Origin of the sequence: Rheinheimera muenzenbergensis (assembly GCF_036984005.1) — a bacterium.
Classification (GTDB): Bacteria; Pseudomonadota; Gammaproteobacteria; order Enterobacterales; family Alteromonadaceae; genus Alishewanella; species Alishewanella muenzenbergensis.
This window is the reverse complement of record NZ_JALAAR010000005.1, coordinates 215,142-236,945: the sequence shown is the minus strand read 5'-3', so window position 1 is coordinate 236,945 and position 21,804 is coordinate 215,142. Positions and strand designations below refer to the sequence as shown.

Annotated in this window: 16 protein-coding genes; 9 read left to right on the top strand and 7 right to left on the bottom strand. The window is 52.1% G+C overall.

The window, feature by feature from the left end; translation table 11 throughout:
• The first annotated feature begins 1 nt into the window (after position 1).
• The gene (locus tag MN202_RS08325; RefSeq protein WP_335735638.1) at positions 2–400 is read left to right on the top strand and encodes a hypothetical protein; all 399 of its coding nucleotides are present in this window, start codon (positions 2–4) and stop codon (positions 398–400) included.
• 441 nt (positions 401–841) lie between these two features.
• Complete coding sequence (locus tag MN202_RS08320) at positions 842–1,036, top strand: hypothetical protein (RefSeq protein ID WP_335735637.1); 195 nt, start codon at positions 842–844, stop codon at positions 1,034–1,036.
• 57 nt (positions 1,037–1,093) lie between these two features.
• Here MN202_RS08320 and MN202_RS08315 read toward each other — a convergent pair whose 3' ends face one another.
• Positions 1,094–3,214 (bottom strand): TonB-dependent siderophore receptor, encoded by a 2,121-nt coding sequence (locus tag MN202_RS08315; protein ID WP_335735636.1) that lies wholly within the window; start codon positions 3,212–3,214, stop codon positions 1,094–1,096.
• Positions 3,215–3,556: 342 nt separating this feature from the next.
• On the opposite strand from MN202_RS08315, the gene MN202_RS08310 reads away from it, so the two are divergent.
• Complete coding sequence (locus MN202_RS08310) at positions 3,557–4,888, top strand: CsgG/HfaB family protein (protein ID WP_335735635.1); 1,332 nt, start codon at positions 3,557–3,559, stop codon at positions 4,886–4,888.
• A 165-nt stretch (positions 4,889–5,053) separates the two neighbouring features.
• A complete protein-coding gene (locus MN202_RS08305; RefSeq protein ID WP_335735634.1) occupies positions 5,054–7,069 on the top strand; it encodes a tetratricopeptide repeat protein in 2,016 nt (671 codons plus the stop codon).
• 8 nt (positions 7,070–7,077) lie between these two features.
• Here MN202_RS08305 and MN202_RS08300 read toward each other — a convergent pair whose 3' ends face one another.
• Complete coding sequence (locus MN202_RS08300) at positions 7,078–8,385, bottom strand: short-chain fatty acid transporter (protein ID WP_335735633.1); 1,308 nt, start codon at positions 8,383–8,385, stop codon at positions 7,078–7,080.
• A 39-nt stretch (positions 8,386–8,424) separates the two neighbouring features.
• Between MN202_RS08300 and MN202_RS08295 the strand changes: the two genes are divergently transcribed.
• From MN202_RS08295 to MN202_RS08285, 3 genes are all read left to right on the top strand, one after another.
• The gene (locus MN202_RS08295) at positions 8,425–9,228 is read left to right on the top strand and encodes a kinase (RefSeq protein ID WP_335735632.1); all 804 of its coding nucleotides are present in this window, start codon (positions 8,425–8,427) and stop codon (positions 9,226–9,228) included.
• A gap of 96 nt (positions 9,229–9,324) precedes the next feature.
• Positions 9,325–10,287, top strand: coding sequence for a glycoside hydrolase family 16 protein (locus MN202_RS08290; protein WP_335735631.1), 963 nt, complete (start codon positions 9,325–9,327; stop codon positions 10,285–10,287).
• Between the two features lie 68 nt (positions 10,288–10,355).
• The gene (locus tag MN202_RS08285) at positions 10,356–11,459 is read left to right on the top strand and encodes an SLC13 family permease (protein WP_335735630.1); all 1,104 of its coding nucleotides are present in this window, start codon (positions 10,356–10,358) and stop codon (positions 11,457–11,459) included.
• Here MN202_RS08285 and MN202_RS08280 read toward each other — a convergent pair.
• The 4 genes from MN202_RS08280 to MN202_RS08265 are packed head-to-tail and all read right to left on the bottom strand — an operon-like array spanning position 11,454 to position 16,970.
• Positions 11,454–12,551, bottom strand: a complete 1,098-nt coding sequence (locus MN202_RS08280) for an MBL fold metallo-hydrolase (RefSeq protein WP_335735629.1) — start codon at positions 12,549–12,551, stop codon at positions 11,454–11,456. The two genes, MN202_RS08285 and MN202_RS08280, sit on opposite strands and share 6 nt — an antisense overlap.
• Positions 12,552–12,582: 31 nt before the next feature.
• Entirely contained in the window at positions 12,583–15,015 is a 2,433-nt protein-coding gene (locus tag MN202_RS08275) for an ABC transporter permease (RefSeq protein WP_335735628.1), read from the bottom strand.
• Positions 15,008–15,709, bottom strand: a complete 702-nt coding sequence (locus tag MN202_RS08270) for an ABC transporter ATP-binding protein (protein ID WP_335735627.1) — start codon at positions 15,707–15,709, stop codon at positions 15,008–15,010. Before MN202_RS08270 ends, MN202_RS08275 begins: the two co-directional genes overlap by 8 nt.
• 10 nt (positions 15,710–15,719) lie before the next feature.
• Positions 15,720–16,970, bottom strand: coding sequence for an efflux RND transporter periplasmic adaptor subunit (locus tag MN202_RS08265; protein WP_335735626.1), 1,251 nt, complete (start codon positions 16,968–16,970; stop codon positions 15,720–15,722).
• Positions 16,971–17,212: 242 nt separating this feature from the next.
• On the opposite strand from MN202_RS08265, the gene MN202_RS08260 reads away from it, so the two are divergent.
• Positions 17,213–18,571, top strand: a complete 1,359-nt coding sequence (locus MN202_RS08260; RefSeq protein ID WP_335735625.1) for a sigma-54-dependent transcriptional regulator — start codon at positions 17,213–17,215, stop codon at positions 18,569–18,571.
• Positions 18,561–19,880: a sensor histidine kinase gene (locus MN202_RS08255; protein ID WP_335735624.1), complete on the top strand. Its 1,320-nt coding sequence runs from the start codon at positions 18,561–18,563 to the stop codon at positions 19,878–19,880. The genes MN202_RS08260 and MN202_RS08255 overlap by 11 nt, the downstream gene beginning before the upstream one ends.
• 10 nt (positions 19,881–19,890) lie before the next feature.
• On the opposite strand, the gene MN202_RS08250 is transcribed toward MN202_RS08255, so the two are convergent.
• A complete protein-coding gene (locus tag MN202_RS08250) occupies positions 19,891–21,756 on the bottom strand; it encodes a coiled-coil domain-containing protein (protein ID WP_335735623.1) in 1,866 nt (621 codons plus the stop codon).
• Positions 21,757–21,804 lie beyond the last annotated feature (48 nt).

Genomic DNA, 21,804 nt, shown 5'->3' with positions numbered 1-21,804 from the left:
TGTGAATATTGATGCCAAGTATATCAACTCAATTGGTATGATTCTGACCGGCTGCGATAGTATTTTGGAACACCCTGACTGGAGTTCATTCGCGGTTGTCTTTGATATCAATGAAGGTCATATGGCAAGCTCCGGATTTATATATGTCAACGATAAAATTATTCCAGCGTCGGCAAGTTTTGCAAACTTGGGCGACAAAAAAGCTTTAAGCAACAAAATTCGTGAGTTTCAACAAGCCGTATTCGAAGCCTGTGGCCATAAGTTTGTGCAGCTGCTAATTCAAATGAATTCTGCCGGTAAAATTCATATCGACTTCGAGTTTGATAACCCCAAACGCTGGAATATGGGCCCGGCTAACTACCGCGCTATGCGCGAGCAACTGCGCCCAGCCTTTGATTGATAATACCTGCCTTAATGAAACATCTTAGCCCCGGTGCGGCCAAAGCCGCACTTAAACGGTGACATCAGCAGGGTAAAAACCTGCTGTTGCTGATTAAACTACAACACCGCCAATCTGGTTTTGGCCTGTAAATCCTCGGTTACCGCTGCAACAAGTGGTATCGGCTGAGTAACCGGCAGTACACCAGCCGGCAAGCCGCATTAGCGGCTTATGGTAATTTACTGGACTCATTGAGCGCCACCAAAAGGTAATGGTTTAGGCGATGGCGGCTTAGCACCAGAAACTGGCAGCCCGTAAAGCCCTGTATGCCAAACATGGCATTGAAGTGGGCCCTTATAAATAACTGCAGCAAATTTCCAAAGACGGTTATCAGCGCGAGCACTTTATTCCGCATAGCTGTTTTATGCTGCGCTCGGTGGCAAAAGCGAAAAGCGCAGTAAGGTGCCTATCGGTAGCCGTTACGGCGATTATAACGAAGGCGATGCGATGGTCGGTTATAACTTTGGTGATTACAGCCTGAGCCTGCAGGCTCAGAATATCACTGATGAAACCGTGATTACTTCCTGCCTAGCCCGCGGTGATTGCTTCTACGGCCAGCGCCGCGCCATTAGCGCCAACCTGAGATATAACTTCTAACCGCGACACAGACAAAAATGGCCGCAAACGCGGCCATTTTTATCAGCAATGTTCTGCTTAAAACGACCAGGTAGCGCCTAAACTAAAGTTACGCGGTGCGCCGTAGTTATATTGCTGGGTTAAACCGTTGTAATAGGTTTCGTCAAACAGGTTGTGTACATTCAGCTGCACAGACAGTTGAGTGTTAATGTCATAACGTGCCATCAGATTAGCCAGTACAAAGCTGTCTTGTTTAAACTGGTAGGTTTGCGGGCTTAACAACAGCGGTATCACATCACTGTATGACTCGCTCTCCCAGCTTAAGCCGCCACCAAGCGTCAGACCGGCCAGCGCATCAGAAAACGCATAGGTAGAAAACAGATTCAGCTTTTTACGCGGGTGATTAGCATTAATATCGACGCCGTTACGGTCTTGTGCTGTAAATTGCGCATAGCCAGCGCTGAGGTTCCAGTTGTCGTTAACGCGGCCAATCAGTTCCAGCTCAAAGCCTTTGCTTTCGGAGCCGCGGGCAGCAAAAGACGGGAAAAAGTTGTTCGCCGGATCATTATAGCCAGCATCAGCCTGCGCCAGATTGTCCTGCTCGATGCGAAACACCGCTACAGCCGTTTGTACGGCGCCATCAAGAAAGCTGCTTTTTACGCCGATTTCCTGGTTGCTACCAACAATGGCATCGAGGAAGTTGCCATTGCGATCATAAGCATTTTGCGGGGTAAAAATTTCAGTATGGCTGGCATACAGCATATGGTTAGCGGCCACCTGATAAGTTAAGCCGATATAGGGTACAAACTTGTCATCACCAAAGTCCAGCGCCGCGCCATAGTTTAAACCAGACCGCTGCCATTCGGTATAGCGGCCACCGGCGATCAGTTTAACTTGCTCAGTGATGGCAAACCGGCTGGCAGCGTAGACACCTTTTTGCTCAGTATCCAGATCGACCGCCTGCTCTGGATTAGGGTGCCAGGCTGGCTCAGGCAGGCTGCCATCCCATTGATAAAAGTTACCGGTAGAAGGCCATGCCATCGAGGCATAAGTTTGCACTTCTGATTGCTGGCGGCTTTGCAAGGCGCCAACAACAAATTCATGCTCGCGTCCCAGCAGGCTATAACTGCCCTGCAGCTGAATATCGACACTGGTTTGTTTGCTAAACCCTTCGCTGTTATACGGCCAGGCAACTAAGCCCTCCCCGCTGTCTTTACTGGCCGCGCCGTAGATATACAGCAAACGGGTGTCGGCAGTATTTTTATTGTGGTTCAGGTTAACTTTCAGCTGCCAGCCGTTATTAAACTGCTGTGTAAGACTGGCGAAGTGGTTTTTCGCTGTCGAGTCCCAACGCGTCCAATGGGCAGCGGTGGTGGTGCTGATATCCCAGTTGGTTGGCGTATCGTCATTAAACAGCGGTGGCAAAGCGCCCCAGGTTGAGGCGGTAGGGTTATTGTCCTGATAGCTGCTACCCAGGCTTAATGTCATGCCATCACTTAGATCGGCATCCAGCACGCCGTACAATACGGTTTTGTCTTCCTCTGCCAGATCGCGAAAGCTATCACTGAGCTCTTTTTTCGCCACTATGCGGGCACGCACATTGCCATCGGCGCTGAGCGGTGTGGTGACATCAGTAGTAACAAAGCGTTTATTCCAGCTACCGATACCGCCGTTAATACTGCCGCTAAGTTCACGGGCATTAGCATGCTTACGTACCAGGTTAATTGACGCAGAAGGCTCACCGACGCCGGTTAATAAGCCGGTAGCACCACGCACCACTTCAATGCGCTCATAAATGGCGACATCGGTAATGGTTTCGCCGGAATCCCCGGCCAGGCTCCAGGCCATTGGCACGCCGTCGAGCTGAAATTTATCAATATCAAAGCCGCGGGCGCTAAAAGTATTACGCGTGCTGTCAAAGGCTTTAGATGTCAGGCCCGGCGTTTGTGTAACCGCATCAGCAATAGAGCTGATGTCTAAATCTTTAATGCGCTGGGCAGTCATGACACTGACTGATTGCGGTGTTTCCAGTAGCGTTAAACCCAGGCCGGTGGCGGTGTCGATGGTTTCATTTACCGTGTACTGGCCGCGTACGGTAATGGTTTCTACTGCTTGTTCATCTTGCTTTGCTACATCGGCCAGCGCAGCAGCGGGTAAGCATGCCAGTTGCACGGCCAGCGCCAGTTTTAGTTTTTTCATCGAATACTGCATAACCACCTCCAAAAAGTTTCAATGATCATATCGTAATGAAAACACTTATCAATAGCATTGCTTTTATTTGCGACAGATTGCCACTGCTTTTGGTTGAGCACGGCCATGCCAACCTCTGGCAATAGCGCTGAACTGTAGCGGGTTTCCCAGTTAGCTTCAGTTAGCTCTGTTTAACGTAAAGCTGCATCAGTTAACGCTGCGTTGCGCTGTTGCGCTACTTGCGCTTTGCCATACTGCTAAGCACTGTTAATAGTGTTGCAACTGGTGCTGCTTTAGTGGTTGTCGGTAACAGTGCTGCAACAGGGAGCCATTTAAGCGGAGATCAGAAACATGAGCCAAAACAGCCACAGTAATAAACAACCGGGCAATCAGCTAAAACAATGTTGTGTGGCAGTCAGCGCCCTGCTGTTGACTGCCTGTATTTCTACCAGCCCGCAAATGGGCAATTCTAAGGGTAATGTAGTCAGTGGTGGTGCCGGCGGTGCAAACGCGGCCGGCGCTAACTCCGCACTGGAAAGTTGCGATGCAGCACTGGGCACCTTATCGGTATTTGAAGATACCAGCTTACCCTGGTGGCAGGAATATCGAGGGCGCTATCCTACATTGGGCAGCACCTTGCCGGTGATCCGTTTAATGATCCAGCAATCGAACTGCTTTGTCGTGGTTGAACGCGGCAAGGCAATGAATGCGATGAACCGCGAGCGGGAGCTGATGCAATCCGGCCAGTTGCGCCAACAAAGTAATATTGGTGGTGGCCAGATGGTTGCCGCCGATTACACCTTAAGCCCGGAAATCCAGTTCGCCGCCAAAGGCACTCAGGGCGCTAAAGCGTTGGGCGGGGCTTTTCTCGGCTCTTTAGGCGCTTTAGTTGGCGGTGGTGTCAGTAAAAACGAAGCGGCCACCACCTTGCTGCTGGTAGATAACCGCTCCGGCGTGCAGGTATCGGCTGCGGTAGGCAATGCCGGCAATTATGATTTTAATATTCTTGGCGGTATGTTTGGCGGCGGCATGGCCGGCGGTGCCAGCGGTTTTAGCAACACACCTGAGGGTAAAGTGATTACCGCGGCTTTTGCGGATTCGTACAATCAAATGGTGAAGGCGCTGCGTAATTATAAAGCACAGCGGGTAGACGGTGGCTTAGGCAAAGGGGGCAAGCTAACGGTTGGCGGTGCAGAAGATGCGACTCCCCAGGCGACCACTAATTACACTGTTACTGCAGCACCACAGCCGGTCAGGCCGGTAGTGGTTACCCAAAGCCAGACCAGGGTTACAGTATCAGAGCAGGATGACTACAATTTCAGAGTCAATAAATATGACGAAAGGGCATTGGAGAAATACTACGACCACCTGAAAAATGCTGCCAGCTGGATGTCCGGCTTAGCCACTGCCGCCACGCTGGATGATAAAACCCGGACCAGCGTTGTGATGGCAATGAATATGTTTAGTGGTCAGTTAGAATCACACCGCATAGAGCTGGAGTCCTGGCCGATGCCCGCCAAGCAAAAAGCCTGGGCCACGCTGGGCAAACGTATCGAGCAACACAATTCGTTATTTGAGCGCCACCGTCAGGCAGCATTAAAAAATACCGACTTAGGTAGTGATCTCACCTCGATGCTCAGCACCATTCAGTTGGTTACCAAAGCCAGTTTACTCGGCGAATAACCGCCGCAGTTAACATTAAACACCAGGTTGGCTTGGCTAACCTGGTGTTTTGTCACACGCCAATAAATTTTTTTGAACAAATCCCCATTATTACGTTACTCTGCTAACCTGATTGTCTCTCGTTGTATGCATAGACAGCTTTCCGTCTCTCAAGAGGATTTGTTGATGGAACCGGTCGCAGACAAAAACAATGGTCATGCTAAACGTGCGCGCGGCGTGCAGGCATCACCGGCCAAATTACGGGCGGCGCAACTGGCAGCCGGGATAAAATCGCAGGCTGAACTGGCTAAGCGCATCCAACAGCTCGAAGGTCTGGACAAAGCGCCCCGCTCTTTGGTTAACCGGGTTTTTAGCGGCGAACAGGTCGATTTACTCAGCCTGGAACGTGTCGCCAGGGCGCTGAACACTCAGGCCTGGACGTTGTATTTAAGTTCTGACGATCAACCTGCCGATAACCTCAGCACGGCGCAAACAACCGCATCCGCCGCTGCTAAAGCTAAACTGGCACCCTGGCTGTATGCAGCCGCTATGTTAATGCTGCTGTTACTGGTTGGCCACTACTGGCCAGCAGCTGAAGAAGCCATGCCGCAGCTGAGTGCCAAACCGGCAGCACTGCAATTAGAGCGCAAAGTGATCACTGTACTGCCGCTGCAGGGAGAACACAGTCAGCTGCTGACACCTTTGCTGGAGCAGGCTTTAGCCAGCTACAGCAGCAGCCTGCCCGGCAGCGCCGGCCGTTTTGCCAGTGCCAATCCATTGCAATTGCTGGCCGACAAACAAGCCGACATAGTGTTTACCGGTGAAAGCCGCCAATTTGGCCGCCATTTAGCACTACGATTATTTGTTTATCAGCGCGACGGCATGCAGCAAATTTGGGCCGGCACTGTTGCAGTGTCGTCATCTGAAGCACTATTACTGAGTTACTTCTCTGATACTATTGCCCAGGCCAGACAAAATTTAGCCGCTATCGCCAATCCGGATTGGGATCTGGTGCTGCGTTACACCGACAGTCTGAACTATTTTGAGCTTGACCGTACTGAACAAAATTTGCTACGTCTGAGCAATGAGTTATCGGCCATAGTGCGGCTGGATGCCAGCTACACCGATGCACATGCCGCCCTGTGTTCGACGCTGATACAACAAAGTATTCTTAACGGTAGTCCCGATACTCTGCAAGAAGCCCAACTGGCCTGTGACCAGGCGGCCGCGCTAAATCCTGATGCGATAAGTGTATTGCAGGCCAAGGCCAATCTGGCACGTAAGCAGGGTGACACCGCACAGGCAGAGCAGTTGCTACAGCACATTTTAAGCCGCGACAGTGACAACGTAACCGCTAAGTTTGTGCTGGCCGAAGTGCTGCTGCAGCAATACCGCAAAACCGGCGACAGCAGCCATATCGGCCAGGCTGTTAGCTTACTGAACCAGGCTGCCGCTACCGAGCCGAAAAACTGGAAGTTGCCCTACACGCTGGGCCGGGCCTATTATTTTAGCGGCGATGTGGATAACGCTATTTTCTGGTCTGGCCGGGCGGCTGAATTACGGCCGGAGTTTCAAACCTACAATAATCTTGGCACCCTGCAATTTTGCAAAGGCGATCTGGCCGCCGCCAAACAGCACTATTTAGCCGCGCTCAGCTATCAGCCAGAGCATGAAATCGTACAAGCCAATATTGCTACCGTGCATTATTACCTGGAAGAATATCAGCAAGCGATAGCCATCTTTGAGCAGCGTTTGCAGGCTCTGCAGCAACAAGGCTCGGACCAGCAGTACAATATCTGGATGAACCTGGCTAATGCTTATCGCCATGCCGGTGCTGTAAATGAAGCCATAGCGGCTTATCAAAAGTCGCTGCAGTTTATCGAGCATGCCATTGCCAAAGGTGAAGCCAACCTGCTGCAACGGGCGATACGGGTAGCCATTTACCTGGATTTGGCGCTATTACAACCCGGGCTGGTTTCCGCGCAACTGCAGTCATCGCTGCGTGAAGAAGCCCTGGCGCTGGATGCCGCCGCTGAACCGGCCTCTTTACATATGATGGCGCTGATCTGGATGTACCTGGGCGATATGGACAAAGCCGGCCAACTGAAGCAACGCCTCGCCGGTAATTGCCCGGGGTTTGTCGCCTCACCGGATTTTGCACCGCTCAATGCTTACCTGAGTAACGCAGCAGCGGCACAGTAATGCTGTTGTCAGGCAAAACTCAGTACCAGGCTAATAATGATGCCGGTAACGATAAGCTGCAGCAGACAAAAGCCCATAATATCTTTTGCTTTTAACCCGGCAATGGCCAGTACCGGCAAGGCCCAGAATGGCTGAATTAAGTTAGTCCAGGCATCGCCCCAGGCTACCGCCATAGCAACTCGGCTAACATCAGCGCCCAGCTGCAGCGCCGCAGGTAGCATTACCGGCGCCTGCACGGCCCACTGGCCGCCACCGGACGGCACAAAGATATTGACAATGCCGGCACTGATAAAACTCCAGAATGCCAGGGTTTCTGCCGTGGCAAAGCTGACAAACCACTGTGACATACTTTGCGCTAAACCGGATTGCAGCATAATCGCCATTATGCCGGCGTAAAACGGAAACTGGATAACTATACCAGCGCCGCCTTTAATCGCCTGCTGCAAACTGTGCAACAACCGGCTTGGCGTGCCATGCAGTACTATAGCGATGAACAAAAACAGAAAGTTGACGATATTTAGATTAAGGCCACCGCCTTTAACAAAATACTGCACCAGATAAGCCAGGCCAGCGAAGCCAACCAGCAAACCTAACACCAGACTGTTTTCCAGTTTATCGGCCGGCCGATCGCTCGGGTTGCTAATATAGGCGTTATCGCGCAGTTTGGCCGGATCAATACACACACTGTCTTCTGCTTTGGGTAACATCAGGTAATTAACCAGCGGCACGGCAATAAACAAAGCCGCGACCAACAGCAGGTTAAAGCCGGCAAAAATGGTGTCGCTGGTAGGAATGACGCCAATCTGGCCGGCACTGAAATGGTTGGCGGTGGCGATAGTCAGCGGTATTGAACCCGCCAGGCCACCATGCCAGACAATAAAACCGGAATAAGCGCTGGCAACCAGCAAGCGGTAATCCACTTTTACTCTTTTCGCCAGCGCTTTAGCAAACAGGGCGCCAACCACCAGACCAAAGCCCCAGTTCAGCCAGCTGGCAGCAAGTGACACCAGCGTGACCAGCACTATGGCCTGGCCAGCACTACCGGCCAGTTTCGCCAGCCTGTCGAGCATGCCTTTTACCAGCGGGGTGTTGGCCAGCATAAAGCCGGTAATCAGTACCAGCAGCATTTGCATGGAAAAGCTCAGCAGCCCCCAAAAACCATCGCCCCAATACTGCAATACCTGCAAAGCGCTTTGCTGCTGCCATAGCACAGCCGCAGCCGAGACCAGCAGGCTTAGCAACAACACAAAAATATAAGGATCGGGCAGATAGCGTTCTACCAGTTTAACTAAGGGTTTAGCAGCAGCGTTTAGCATAGTAAACTCGTTGTTATGTTAGTTATCCGTGGATGTAGCATGGCTGATTTTCGCAGCAGCACACAATACCAAAACACCATAACGCAGTTAGTTAACACACTGCAATCCGGGCTTAACTTACCGGCAGTGATTGGTATTAGTGGTGCGCAGGGCAGCGGTAAAAGCACCCTGGCCGCAGAATTGGTTGCTCAGCTGCAAGGCCAGGGCATCGCCGCTGCGGCGGTATCGCTGGATGACTATTACCTGGATAAAGCGCAGCGCCAGCAGCTGGCACAGACTATTCATCCGTTGCTGGCGCAACGTGGTGTACCGGGCAGCCATGATATAACTCTGGCTATTGCGCAGGCCAAAGGGCTGCTGGCAGGCGAACCGGTGGCCTTGCCGCAGTTTGATAAAGCGCTGGATCAGCCGTTAGCTTCTTTAGCGGCGCAACGGCTGGATATATTAATTGTCGAAGGCTGGTGTCTGGGCCTGGCACCACAAACGGCGGCCGAGCTGGCAACGCCGGTTAATCTGCTGGAAGCACGTGAAGACAGCCAAGGCAATTGGCGCCATTACGTTAACAGCCAATTGGCCGGGCTCTATGCTGAATATTGGCAATTACTTAAACCGCTTGTCTGGTTGCAAGCACCGGATTGGCATTGCGTCTGCCGCTGGCGGGCGAAACAAGAACAACAGCTATGGCAAAACCGCGGTGCAGGCATGACAGAGGCTGAACTGGCCCGTTTTATGTTGCCGTTTCAGCGTTTGACACTGGCCAGCTGGCAACAGCTGCCACAGCACGCCGATATTATTATTTCACTGGATCAGCAACATAACCCCGCTCACTTTAGTATCAAATAACATAGCTTTACCAAGGTTTCGGTAACAAATTAGCAATTGACAGCGTTGTCATTTAACCGTTAGGCTGTTTTTTAAACAATCAAAACGGGGAAAACCATGCGCTACTCATCTATCGCTTTACTGCTGTTATTAACAGGTTGTGATCAGGCTCAGCAAGCAACGTCATCCGAGCCGACTAAAGCTAAACCAACGCAGGCTGTTGCTGTTGAAGCCTTTATGTTCGACGACTTTGACTATGCTAACCCAGACGCCTTATTTGCCAACGGCTGGACCGCCCGCACTGAAACCGGCCACCCTGGCATAGCTGGTGCCGCCTGGTCAGCCGACGGCATTAGCACCCACCAAGCACCAGACGGCGCCCAATTCGGTATTGCCCGTATGAGTTCCATCACCGATGGCACCGGCGAAGGCACCCGCCATACGCAAATTTGCCATGCGCGTAAATACCTGTATGGCACTTATGCGGCGCGGGTATTTTTCCGTAACGAGCCAAGCTATGGCCCGGATGGTGATGAAGTGATCCAGACCTTTTACGCCATTAGCCCGCTGGCAGCACCGCTGGATCCGGATTACAGCGAAGTAGATTTTGAATATCTGCCCAACGGCGGTTGGGGCGAAGGCAGTGACAACGCCATGTGGACCACCACCTGGGAAACCTTTCAGTTAAAACCCTGGACCAAGGTTAACGAATACAGCCGGGTGCCGGGTGATTATGCCGGCTGGCATACGCTGGTGATGAACGTAACGGCTGATGCCGTACGCTACTATGTCGATGGCAACTTAGTTGGCGATCACAGTGCGGCTGTAGCACCGGAAGTGCCAATGTCGATGAATTTTAACCTGTGGTTTATGCCCAAAGGCGCTGATGGCTCGGTCGGCCCGATTGACTCGCCAGAGTCCAGACAGTACCAGCAGGATATTGACTGGGTGCTGCATGTTGAAGATAAGTTGCTTAACACTACAGAAGTTGAAGCCAAAGTAGCTGCCCTGCGTGCCGGCGGACAACGCGCCGTCGATCAGGTTGCCGACAAAGGCGTAGCAGCTTATTGCGGTTTATAACGCGGCCAGACTTGACGTTTTTTGCCGGCAAGTTAGAGTGCATCCATCGCGTTTTCAGATGAATCACTATGCCGGCCTTCCGTTTAGTAATGTCCCGCGTTAGCGAAGACTATCTGTTACTAACATTGTTATTGTTGTTGCCACTGTTGTTGTGGCTGCAACCGACAAGCCCGGCTAACCTGGCTGCACTGGTAGACTGGCATACAGTAACAGCGCTGGCAGGTTTAATGCTGCTTAGCCGGGCATTGGAAGATAGCGGTTATCTGGCCCGTTTTGCCGCCCGGGTGTTGCCACGTTGTCATTCTGAGCGCCTGTTAGCGCTGCTGATGTTGCTGTTTGCGGCGCTGCTGTCTGCCATCGTTACCAATGATGTCGCCTTGTTTATTCTGCTGCCCATCACGCTAAGCATTGGCCGTTTAACCGGTTTGCCGGTGGGGCGGTTGATTATTTTTCTGGCGTTGGCGGTCAATGCCGGCTCGGCTTTAACCCCTATTGGCAACCCGCAAAATTTGCTGCTGTGGCAAGCTTCCGGCTACAGTTTTTGGCAGTTTACGCTGATGATGGCGCCGCTTTCGCTAAGTTTACTGTTGCTGATTTTGCTATTAAGTAGCCTGGCTTTTGGCTGCAACAAACTTAATATCGTGGTGCCGCACAATAACAGCGCCGACAACAAGCGTTTATTTGCCTGGTCGCTGGCCGGTTACCCGCTGTTTATTCTGGCGATGGAATACCAGCTGGCGCCTTATGCGGCGCTGGCCATACTGCTGGCATATACGGTATGCAAACGCACTGTAGTCAGTGGTATTGACTGGCTATTACTGCTGGTGTTTATGCTGATGTTTATAGACCTTGGCCTGCTGGCGCAACTGCCATTGTTACAGCAATCGGCAGCGCAGTTAATCACACTGCCAGATGGCAGCTATCTGGGCTCTGCCATCCTGTCGCAGCTAATGTCGAATGTACCGGCAGCGATTTTCCTGCAGCATTTTACTACCGACTGGCGCGCCCTAAGCTGGGGCGTCAGTGTCGGTGGCTTCGGCCTGGCCATTGGCTCACTGGCCAATTTAATTGCACTCAGGCTCAGCAAGCAACCCGGTCTGTGGCGCGAGTTTCATCTTTGGTCGCTGCCGGTGTTTGCACTCAGCTTAGTATTAGGCTGGTTATTGCTATAAGCTAACACTATCACCTTCATTTAAAATCAGCAGCGGCACCGTACTTTGCAGTTGCTGCTGCATATGCAACAACCGCAGCAGAGGTGAGTGCGAGCTGATATCACCCATTTGCCAGCTGGCATTACCATATCCCCACGGGATCATCACTTTGCAGCCCAACTCTGCTGCTGCAACTAACGCATCTTCCGGTGTGGTATGCACATAGCGATACCCGTCGCCGTTTTCCTCATGATGATAAGAAGCTATAGGCAGCAGACAGATATCAATTTCGCCATAGCGCTGCTTAATATCGCTGAAATGCGCGGAATAGCCGGTATCACCGGCGAAAAATAGCGTCTTGCCAGAATGTTCCAACAACCAGCCACCCCACAGAGCACGGTTATCATCATTGAATAACTTGCGGCTGTTAAAATGGTGAGCCGGCATTAAATGAATATTCAGCCCGCCCTGTTGGCTATGGCTGTACCAGGCTTGTTCAATAATGTTATAGCCGCCTCTTGGCATGTAATCGGCCATGCCCATTGGCAGATAGTAGGTAGCCTTGTTACCAATTTGCGCAATACTGGCATGGCTGAAATGATCATAATGCAGGTGCGAATACAGCACGGCATCAATATTGGCTAATTGTTGCGCAGTCAGTTTAGGCATGTAAGGCCGCTTGATAATGCCAGCAAAGTGCTGCGCCCAGCTTACCGGCCAGTCAAACTGGCCGAACACCGGATCAAACAGCAATTGCTGGCCATCCGGTGTCTGTACTAAAAAACTGGCGTGGCCCAGCCACTGCAGGCTGTATCCGGTTTTCAGCTCCGGTGCCCGCTGCACGCCAGTGTATTGGCAATCCTGGCCCGGGGTCTTACATGACACAGCGGGGTGCGCCGGATAGCAGTCAGCAGCACAGGTTACCGGGTAGGTGGGGTAACCTTTTGCCGGACGGTACAGGTTGCGGTATCGTCCCTTATATTCACCCTCGCCGATCTGCTCTATAACGGCATTGCTAGCAATGTGTTGTTGCACCCTGTTGGGGGCACTACAGGCGCTGAGTAGCAGCGCACTGCCAAGCAGCACGCCTGTCGAAACCATACTTAGTTTCACTAACAATCCTTTATTTATCATTGTGATTTCACTATTGCTGTCTTAATACCATAGCTGGCTTACGACCGGCAACCTGCCAGGCCAGGGCAGCAACGGTACACCAGCAAATAGCAAAGGTAACAGCGGCCGCCAATAGATACCACAGCGGGCTTTGGCTGACGCGCACGCTAAACTCAGTCAGCCAGCTATCTAGTGCCCAAAAGGTGACCGGGATCGCCAGCACAGCGCTGATGGCCATTAGCCGTAAATATTCACTGGCCAGTAAATTTACCAGACTAAACCGCCCGGCGCCCAGCACCTTACGCATGGCCACTTCGCGTGAGCGCTGCTCGGCACTGAACGCTGCCAGACCAAATAAACCAACGCAGGTTAAGGCAATCGCCAGGCCTGCAAAAATACCGATTACTTTGCCCTGGCGCTGCTGGTTATGGTACATGGCATTGTAGTCATCATTTAACCAACTTAATTGCAAATCCTGCCGCTGCAGCCGCTCGCTTAATAGCTGTTGCACTGCAGTGCGGGCGGCAACTGCGTGCTGTGGCTGCATGCTGAGCAGAATATTGCTGTAAGTCATCGGTGAGCGGCCACAGATCATAATTAACGGTTGTTGTTGTTTTAACGCTGAACCCACCTGAATATCGGCCACCACACCGACAACCTGCATCCGTAGCACCGGGTTATCGCCCGGCAACAACCATTGCTGGCCAATAGCGTCCTGCAACTGGCTGTAACCGGCTTGGCGCGCCAATGATTCAGTAATAATTACCGCAGCAGTAGCAGAATCGCCGTGCGTTTGATACCAGTCAGTTTGGTAGGTTGCGCTAAAATCTCGCCCGGCCAGCAGCGTCAGACCAGCGGCTTCGGCGATATTAAAGCCGGCACCCAGCTGGGAAACCGGCGGCAGTGCGGTATCTTCTGTCTGGCCCGGTAGCTGAACCTCCATCGCCTGCGAAATAGTATCGGTCAGCTGCATATCCATAATTGTTACAGCCTCTACCCCTTCCAACGCCTGCAGGCTTTGCAACAGGTTTTGATTGCCGGCCCAAAACAGCTGTTTGTTATCAATACCATTCACCATCAAGCGGGCATCGCGCTGGTAACCGGTAGGCTGGCTTTGCAGCAGCTGCAATTGTTGCTGCAGCACCACACTAGCCACGAGCAAACCAATGGTAATGGCGCCCTGCAATACCAGCAGGCCTTTACGCAACCATATCGCCGTGTTGCCGCGCTGAAAATCTCCGCTCAGCACTTTTTTCGTGTCAAAGGCCGAGATAAACACCGCCGGATACACACCAGCCAGCAGACCGACACTAACAACACTGCAAAGTAAAATCAGACCAAAGCTACCGGCGTAATCCAGGCTAAGCGGGCGGTTTACCAGCAAATTAAACTGTGGTAGCAGCCACTCTACCGCTACCGCAGCCAGTAAACCGGCACAGCAGGCAATGAGTAACGATTCCAGCATAAACTGCACAAACAACTGGCCACGGCTGGCACCCAGCGCCTTGCGCACACCCACTTCTTTAGCGCGCATAGCGGCGCGGGCGGTACTCATATTAATAAAGTTAATCGCCGCAATTACCAGCAGCAACACCGCCAGTAATAAGCAGATATTTACCGTTGTGGCCGAGCCATTTACTTTAAATTCATAGGCTAATGCCGAGTGCAGATGAATATCTGTCAGGGCGCGCATTTCCAGTGTGCTCATGTGCTGACCGTTGTACGCCTGTTGATTAAGCTGTTCTGTTAGCCGGTGCAACAGTGCAACTTTATCAACGTCCGCCGGCAAACTGATATAGCTATAGACGTTATTGCTTGCCAGCCCAGCAGCGGCCACCCGCTCACTTATACGGCGCAAAGAGCCGGCCTGAAAATGGCTTTGCTCAGGTAAGCGATATACTGCGCCTACCGTATAGCGCTGCTCGCCCAGTTGTAATTGCTGGCCTAAAATACTCAGCTTGCCGAATAACCGCAGCGCTTCATGCTCAGATAGCGCGATCTGGTTCGGTTGTGCCAGACTGGCGGCCAAATCACCTTGCAGCACATCAATATGAAAGAAGTCTGTGATATTGGCATCCACTGCTTGTGGCCATTCCAATGTCAGTTGCTGGCTGGAATCGGCCAGACGCACCGCTGGCGCACCGATGTTAATCCGTGTCACGTCAATACGCGGGTCATAGTCTTTCAGTAGCGTCGCCATTGCTGGGCTGGAGATCGGAAAACGCTGGTTTAAAGGCAGAAAAAATTGCTCTAGCCGGTAGGTATTGCCAGCATTCGGGTGCATCTTGTCAAAGCCCAGCTCATAGCTGACATAGAGCAAAATCAGTAGCGCTGACGCTAAGCCAACGGTTAAACCGAGCAAATTCAGCGCTAAATGGGTTTTATGCCTAAGCACAGCGCGTACGCCGGTAGTAAGGTAATTACCTAACATGGCTATTGAGTTAACCGCGGGTGAGTTAAGCATATTTCGCCTCCTGCCTGGCTTCCATGGCCCGCTCGGTAATAATCTGGCCGTCCAGCATCCGTACGATACGGCTGGCATAGCGTGATTCATGCTCAGAGTGGGTAACCATTACGACTGTGGTGCCGTCGCGGTTAAGCTGGCGCAGCATCTGCATCACTTCTTCGCTGTTTTTTGAGTCCAGGTTACCGGTGGGTTCGTCGGCTAAAATCAGTGCCGGGTTAATGACTAAGGCGCGTGCTACTGCCACCCGTTGCTGCTGACCACCGGATAGTTGCAGCGGTAAATGATCGGCACGATGGTCTATCTGCATCCGTTGTAATATCGCCTCTACCCGCTGTTTACGCTCGCCGGCAGCGACACCCTGATACTGCAGCGGCAGCTCTACATTCTGAAATACCGTTAGCTCATCAATCAGGTTAAAGCTTTGAAACACAAAGCCGAGTTTGGTTTTTCTAAGCTGCGCCAGCTGTTTTTCGCTGTAACGGGCAATATCGGTACCTTCGAACAGGTAAGCGCCGGCGCTGGGGCTGTCCAGCATGCCTAGAATGCTCAGCAGGGTAGATTTACCGCAGCCTGAAGGGCCCATAATGGCAACAAAGTCGCCTTGTTCAATGTGTAAATCAATCTGGTTCAGCGCTGTGGTTTCAAGCTCGGCGGTGCGAAACACCCGGTTCAATTGTTGTAACTGGATCATCTTGCTGTCCTTATTGTTGTAACTGAATAGTATCGGCTTGGGCGAAATCGCGATAGCCGGAAATAATTACCTGGTCACCGGCGTTCAGGCCGCTGACAATTTCAATTTGATTGGCGCTTTGTTTACCCAACGTCACTGCCTGTTTGCGCGCCGTGGCGCTGCTGCTGTCCAGTACATACACATACTGGCCAGCGCTGTCGGCTAAATAGGCGCCGCGCGGCAGTACCAGCGCACTGCGCTGCTGCGCTTCCAGTTGCAGAGTTAAATTGACTGACTGGCCACGGGTAACGTTGTGCCCGCCCGGCAGGCTAAACTCGAGTTGAAACTGGTTATTCACCACCCGGCTGTCAACGCGGCTTAGCGTTAATGGCAGCTGTTGCTGGTTAAGACTGGCCACCGCCTGCATACCAACGGCTACCCGGCTTAAGTAAAATTCATCGACACTGGCCACCAGTTTGTATTGGCCGGGGATATCAATCTGGCCCATGCGGCTGCCCGGCGCGCGCGACTCACCGGCTTCAACATTAAACTCGCTCAGGTAACCGCTAACCGGCGCTTTGACCAGCAGGTTTTGCACATTCAACCTTGCAAATTCGAGGTTTTTTGTCAGCATTGCCACGCTGTCGCTGAGCTGGCTCAGCTGTTGCTGGCGAATGGCTTCTTCCTGCTGCTGCTGTTGTTTAGTCAGCACCAATCGTTGTTGCTGATAGCTTAAATCCTGCTGCAGATTCAGCAGGTGCTCTTTGGCCAGCACGCCGGTTTTTACCAGCGGCTCACTTTGCGCCAGGTTACGGCTTAAGGTGGTTATCTGGTGTTCAATATCCAGCACGTCTCGCTTCAGGTTTAAGCGGTTGGTTTCAATGGTCATTTGCGTATTGCGCAGAAAATTCATCTGCTCGGTGACCTGAGCTTCGCGGCTGATTAAGTCCAGCTGCAGCGCCGTGTTACTCAGCTTTACCAGCGGTTGGCCCTGCTCGACAAACTGGCCCTGTTCGGCCAGCTTTTCTTCAACGCGGCCACCTTCAATCACATCCAGAAACACCGTTTGCTGCGGCAATACATTGGCACGCAGCGCTATGCTTTCCTGCAGACTTTGCTGCTCAACTAACGCGGTACTGACCGAACTTAGTGGCAACTGCACTGACATTTGCGCACTGGCCTGCCAGTTGCTGCCTAACCAGACCGGGCCAGCCACTAAAGCCGCCATCACTGCAGGTTTAACCAGGCGTTGCTGTAAAGGCCGGCTTATTTTTTTATCCATCGGTAGACTTCCCCAAATAGCACTGCATCTTGCTGTTGTTAACGCAAGTGGCATGCCAAACACTAAACACTTACATTTCACCAGCTTAGCTATAAAGCTAATAACCGGCGTGTCCGCTGGTGATACAGCTGCTGTCCATTAATGGACAGCTTGATACCGCCTTAACTTATTGGATTTAAAAGCTTGTTGCGCACAGAAAACCTTTTAGGTAGGGTGCTGGGATAAACCGCAAGGATGAATTAATGAAACAGCCATATAGTGTGCTGGTGCTGGATGATAACGCCGATATTCTCACCGCCAGCCGCATTTTTCTAAAGCAGCATTTTGCCACTGTGATTACGCTGGCCGAGCCGGCGCAGCTACTGAGCACCCTTAACAGCCAGCCATTTGATCTGCTGTTACTGGATATGAACTTTAGCCGCGATACGCAAAGCGGCGAGGAAGGCCTGTTTTATTTAAAGCAAGCGCTGCAGGCGCAGCCCACCCTGAAAGTGGTGATGATGACTGCCTACGCCGCCCTGCCGCTGGCGGTAAGAGCCATGCAATTGGGCGCTGCTAACTTTATTGCCAAGCCCTGGCAGAACGAGCAGCTGCTACAAAGCTTAACCCAGGCACTGCAGCACACTGCCAAGCAGAGTCAACCGCGACAGCAGCCTGAGCACAGCGCCATTACCGACATTCCGCTGCTGGGTAACAGTCCGGCCATGCAGCAGGTACTGCGTACCGTGGAAAAAGTCGCCCAAACTGATGCAAATGTGTTATTGCTCGGCGAAAGTGGCACCGGTAAAGCGTTGGTGGCACAGGCCATTCACCAGGCATCAAAGCGCGCCGCTAAGGCTTTTGTTAGCGTCGATATGGGCAGTTTAAATGCCAGCCTGCTGGAAAGTGAGTTGTTTGGTCATAAAAAAGGCGCCTTTACCGATGCCAAAACCGATTATACCGGCCGTTTTGTCCAGGCTGAAGGCGGTAGCCTGTTTCTGGATGAGCTGGCTAATTTAGCCCTGCCGCAACAAGCGAAATTATTAACTGCGCTGCAAAACCGTACTGTGGTACCGCTGGGGTCCGGCCAACCGGTCGCGGTGGATATCCGCTTAATTTGCGCCACTAACGACAATCTATACCAGGCGGTTGCGCAAGGCAGCTTCCGCCAGGATTTGCTGTACCGCATTAATACGGTAGAAATAGTGCTACCGCCGCTGCGTGAGCGTAGCGAGGATATTCCGTTGTTGCTGAACTGGTATCTGCAGCATTACTGCCGCAAGTATCAACGGGCGGCCTTACAGATCAGCAGCAGCGATCAGCGTTACCTGCAACACTATAACTGGCCGGGTAATGTGCGCCAATTGGCACATTCAGTAGAGCGCGCAGTGGTATTGGCAGAAGGCAATACGCTGGATTTCAGCCAGTTACCTGCAGCAGCAGCCGCTACAGCTACGGTAACCGAGCCAACCACCGGCAACGATTTTTTGCTGGAATTTGTTGAGGAACAAACCATTCGGCAGGCGCTGCAGTATTATCAGGGCAATGTCAGTCAGGCGGCTAAAGCGCTGGGCTTAACCCGCGGCGCCCTGTACCGGCGGTTAGAAAAATATGGCCTTTAAACTGCGTTTCGCCTTATTGCTAAGCAGTTTTTCTGTGCTACTGATGCTGACTTACCGACAATGGCTGGCCGGGCCGTCAGCGTTGGCAGTAACACTTACACTCTGTGCACTGCTGTTGGCCGGCTTAATCTGGCAGCACAGCAAGATGCAACAACGCCAGGCCGCACTGGTGCTAAAAGCACTGGCTAATCAGGACACCTCGCTAACACTGCGTAACCAGCCCGAGCTGCAACACTTGCTGGTACAGGTGCAACAGCAGCTTTGCAGCAGCCGTCAGCAGGCAGAAGCGCGGGCGCAATATCTGCAAACCCTGCTGAGCCAACTGGATATTGCCGTGCTGGAGTTTGCTGACAATGGCTGTTTGCTGCAGGCCAACCCGGCGGCGCAGCGCTTATTGTCAACCACTCAGTATCAGCAGTTGCAACAGGGCCGGTTTGACGAAGGTAATTTGCCGCTGTTGGCCGCTATACTGGGGCAGACCAGCACCCACTATCAAGGGCAGTTGCAATGGCCGCAACCCGGCTACAACGACCGGTTAGCACTAAGTATTGTCTGCACCCGGATCCAGGGCCAGTTGCGTAAACTGGTGACATTACAGAGTATTAATCAGGCGTTATTGCAACAGGAAGTGCAGGCCTATCAGCAGCTAACCCGGGTACTGACGCATGAAATTGCCAATTCGGTTACGCCGATGGCGTCTCTGGCGCAAAGTTGCCAGCAGATCCTGCCGCCAGCCGGCACCGTGCTAAGCCCGGATGACCACGCCGATTTAACCGAAGCGCTGGCGACAATAAACCGCCGGGGCCAGCATCTGGCCGATTTTATCCTGTCATTTAAGCAACTAAGCCAGCCGGTACAAGCACAGCTACAACATACCGATATTGTCCCGATTATTAATAATTGTCTGGCGTTAATGCGGCCGGCCATCAGCCAACAGGGCGCTCAGTTAACAACCCGGTTACCAGACACAGTGATGTTATGGCTGGATAACGCGCTAATGGAGCAGGTACTGATTAATCTGCTGCAAAATGCGCTGGATGCGATGCAGCATAGCGCGCAAAAACACCTCGCGCTGACATTGCAACCTAACGTTCAGCAACAATGGCAGCTTGATATTATTGATAGCGGGCCGGGCATCAGGCCGGAAGTGGTACAGCAGATCTTTATTCCGTTTTTTACCACTAAACAACACGGGTCAGGTATCGGTTTAAGCTTGTCGCGGGCGTTGTTACAGGTGCAGGATGCACAACTTGAATACGTGCCGGGTGAAGCACCCGGCAGTTGTTTCCGTATCCGCTTTGCGCAGTAACGTTTGTGGCTTACAGGGCGTCTGAGGCCCGGTTACTGCCCAGCTTTTTCTCTAATTTTTCGATCTTTTCCTGCGCCTGTTCACGGTAACGTGTCAGGCGTTCAATAGTGGAGGCGGCGTTGTCTTTTACAAAGCTAACTTGCTGCTCAAGCTGAGATTTTTGCTTTTTAAGCTTGTCCTGCTCCAGTTGCATATCTGCCACCTGATCACGTTGCTGTTGCAGCTCTTCGCGTAGCTGGCGGATAATTTCACGCTGTTCGCTCTGGTGATTAGCCGTAATAGCAGCCTGTTCTTTCAACATAGCGTTGTTTGCACGCAACTGATCCAGGCTGGCCTGGATATCCTGCGATTCATCAATCTCATCACTTTGTGCTTTTTGCATGGCATCAAGTTGTTCTTGCGCCTTAACCGCACTGTCACGCTGTACATCGGCGTCACGTTTGCTGTGATCGAGTTCTTTATTAACTTCGCTAAGTTGCTTTGTCAGCTGATCCAGCTCTTTTTCCAGCCGCGCTATGCTCTCTGCGGCCACTTTGGCCTGAGCTTCATATTCTGCCGCCAAAGCACTGTCCAGCTCTGCCGTTACCACGTTGCTTTCCGCTGCCGCCGGTGCGGCTTGCTTTGCCGTCTCAAGTGACTTCAGGGCATCATCACGCTCACTGATCAGCTGTTCGATTTTTTGCTGCGAGCTGGTCAGCTCGGTTTGGGCTTTATTCAGCTCGGTTTGCAGCGCTGCCAGTTCAGCAGAGTTATCAGCATTTTGCCCTTCGGTAGCAACCGATTCACCCTTACTGTTTTTTAATTGTTCTAGTTGAGCCTGCAGGCGTTTGTTAAGTGCCACAGCCTGAGTTTCGGTTTTAGTGGCTTGCTGCAGTTTGCTTTCAAACTCGTCCAGCATGGCCTGTAATTCGGTTACATCATGCTCACGGGTTTGTAGTTCGTCCAGTGTCTTTTTACTATCCTGACGGGCTTTATCCAGCTCTGCTTTAACCTTGGCTTCAGCGTCTTGCAATTGCTTTAGCTGTTGTTCCAGTTTTGCCGCAGCATCGGCTTTGCTTTGTAGTGGTTCCAGTTGCTGCTCGGTAGCCGCAAGTTCTGCCTGCAGTTGTTGCAGACGCTGCTGGTTTTGTTGTTGCTCGCCCTGCAGTTGTTGCTCCAGCTCTTCCTGCGCCTGCTGAGCCGCGATCAGCTTTAACTGCAGCTGTTCTGTCTCGGCTTTAGCCTGTTGCGCTTGCTGCTGCGCTTCTTCGGCTTGTTTGCTAAGTTGCTGCAGTTGGTTTTCTAATTGCTTCAGGCTGGTTTTGCTGTCATTCAGCTCCTGATCGGCTAACGCCAGTTCAGAACGCAATTGCTCCAACTCAGTGCTGGCTTTTTCCAGCTCAGCGCTGGTTTTTTGCAGCTGATCTGCCTGATAGTGATTTTGGCTTACCGCTTCATCGCGCTCATCAGTCAGGCTGGCAAATTTTTCTGACTGAGTGGCCAGTTGCTGTTGTTGTTGTTGCAAGCTGGTTTCCAGCTCGGCTTTGCGTTGCTCCAGCTGGCCAATTTGCTGCTGCAATTCACGGTTATGCTCCGCTGCCAGTACTTCTGCCTGCATAGCCTGCTGCAACTGCTGATTTAATTGATCGGTCAGTTTTTTAGAGTGCGCTTCCGCTTCCCGTTGAAAAGCGGCTACAAATTCGCTGCTGAACATACCCTTTTCTGCCTCCGGTGTCACCGGAGCGTGGTTGGCCTGTTCATTACGCCATTTCTGGTAATGAACAACTAAGCTGGCCTGGGCACCGGGCACTTTTGAAATTAAATAATCTAGCGAAACAGGTTTGCCGGTCTTATGCAATTCATCACAGATCTTCTTAACTTCACTATATTGCGTCATCGTTCATTTTTCCAACAGGCGGGGTGAAAGTACAACAAATACGGGTTG

Excerpts from the sequence above, each read along its gene's own strand:
- MN202_RS08315 (WP_335735636.1), bottom strand. The coding sequence starts at position 3,214 with ATGAAAAAACTAAAACTGGCGCTGGCCGTGCAACTGGCATGCTTACCC.
- MN202_RS08310 (WP_335735635.1), top strand. The coding sequence starts at position 3,557 with ATGAGCCAAAACAGCCACAGTAATAAACAACCGGGCAATCAGCTAAAA.
- MN202_RS08305 (WP_335735634.1), top strand. The coding sequence starts at position 5,054 with ATGGAACCGGTCGCAGACAAAAACAATGGTCATGCTAAACGTGCGCGC.
- MN202_RS08300 (WP_335735633.1), bottom strand. The coding sequence starts at position 8,385 with ATGCTAAACGCTGCTGCTAAACCCTTAGTTAAACTGGTAGAACGCTAT.
- MN202_RS08295 (WP_335735632.1), top strand. The coding sequence starts at position 8,425 with ATGGCTGATTTTCGCAGCAGCACACAATACCAAAACACCATAACGCAG.
- MN202_RS08290 (WP_335735631.1), top strand. The coding sequence starts at position 9,325 with ATGCGCTACTCATCTATCGCTTTACTGCTGTTATTAACAGGTTGTGAT.
- MN202_RS08285 (WP_335735630.1), top strand. The coding sequence starts at position 10,356 with ATGCCGGCCTTCCGTTTAGTAATGTCCCGCGTTAGCGAAGACTATCTG.
- MN202_RS08275 (WP_335735628.1), bottom strand. The coding sequence starts at position 15,015 with ATGCTTAACTCACCCGCGGTTAACTCAATAGCCATGTTAGGTAATTAC.
- MN202_RS08270 (WP_335735627.1), bottom strand. The coding sequence starts at position 15,709 with ATGATCCAGTTACAACAATTGAACCGGGTGTTTCGCACCGCCGAGCTT.
- MN202_RS08265 (WP_335735626.1), bottom strand. The coding sequence starts at position 16,970 with ATGGATAAAAAAATAAGCCGGCCTTTACAGCAACGCCTGGTTAAACCT.
- MN202_RS08260 (WP_335735625.1), top strand. The coding sequence starts at position 17,213 with ATGAAACAGCCATATAGTGTGCTGGTGCTGGATGATAACGCCGATATT.
- MN202_RS08255 (WP_335735624.1), top strand. The coding sequence starts at position 18,561 with ATGGCCTTTAAACTGCGTTTCGCCTTATTGCTAAGCAGTTTTTCTGTG.
- MN202_RS08250 (WP_335735623.1), bottom strand. The coding sequence starts at position 21,756 with ATGACGCAATATAGTGAAGTTAAGAAGATCTGTGATGAATTGCATAAG.